At 37.8% G+C, this 826-nt stretch carries 2 protein-coding genes and 1 pseudogene; 2 read left to right on the top strand and 1 reads right to left on the bottom strand.

Annotated elements, in window-relative coordinates:
• A pseudogene (locus C200_RS16270) lies at positions 1–239 on the bottom strand (IS701 family transposase); the annotation flags it as partial.
• A 58-nt stretch (positions 240–297) separates the two neighbouring features.
• Here C200_RS16270 and C200_RS13495 point away from each other — a divergent pair.
• On the top strand, positions 298–576 hold the full coding sequence (locus tag C200_RS13495) for an IS1-like element transposase (protein WP_033923833.1): 279 nt from the start codon (positions 298–300) through the stop codon (positions 574–576).
• Positions 577–628: 52 nt separating this feature from the next.
• On the top strand, positions 629–826 hold a 198-nt coding region (locus tag C200_RS13490), incomplete at its 3' end, for an IS1 family transposase (RefSeq protein WP_033923832.1).

The following is an 826-nucleotide window of genomic DNA, read 5'->3' as shown; positions in this document are numbered from 1 at the left end:
TGATAGATTTTGTAAAGCCCATCACCATCCGTCTCTAAATCATTTGTTATTAAATAGAGGTGACCTGTTGACCCGTCTTCGTTTGTGAAGATCTTTTTCATTAATCGCACTGGGAAATTAATTCCCTGAAGATATACATCTATGGCCTCACCATCTTTTAAATCAAGAGATTTGACTGGCTGGTAATTTCTATTGATTTTATCATCTAAACTGCAAGCAACTGTTCGATGGTGATGTATCTTATTGATTGCCATGGTATAATTCGAAGCAAGTTAACAATAATTTAGAGATTTATCCATGCCTCATATCGAAGTCAATTGCCCTCAATGCAGTGAGAATAATGTCATTAAATTTGGCAGGAACGCTTCAGGCAATCAGCGTTATAAATGCAAAAATACAGGCTGTGATAAAGATATATTCCTACTGAACTATAAGCGGCCAGGTGATTTGCCAGAGACAAAAGAAAAAGTTATTGACATGAGTATGAATGGCAGTGGAATTCGGGATATCGCTCGTGTGTTAAAAGTCAGCACAAACACCGTCATGAAAGAGTTAAAAAAAAGCCAAGTGTCTTGACTCTGTTAATACCCAGTTATTAAACGGTGATGAAGAAAGAGAAGTCGAATTAGTGTGTGCAAACGATATTGAGCTGGATGAAATGTGGAGCTTTGTTGGCCATAAGAAAAACCAGCGCTGGCTTTGGCATGCAATTGATCACTCCACCCGCAAAATTCTTGCCTATCATTTTGGCCGACGTAAAGATGAGGCTTTAATTGCGCTTAAATCAAAACTTTCATCGTTTAACATTCGTTATTACTATACGGAC

It is taken from the genome of Piscirickettsia salmonis LF-89 = ATCC VR-1361, from assembly GCF_000297215.2.
In the GTDB taxonomy this organism is placed as follows: domain Bacteria; phylum Pseudomonadota; class Gammaproteobacteria; order Piscirickettsiales; family Piscirickettsiaceae; genus Piscirickettsia; species Piscirickettsia salmonis.
This window is presented reverse-complemented; position numbering and strand designations above follow the sequence as displayed.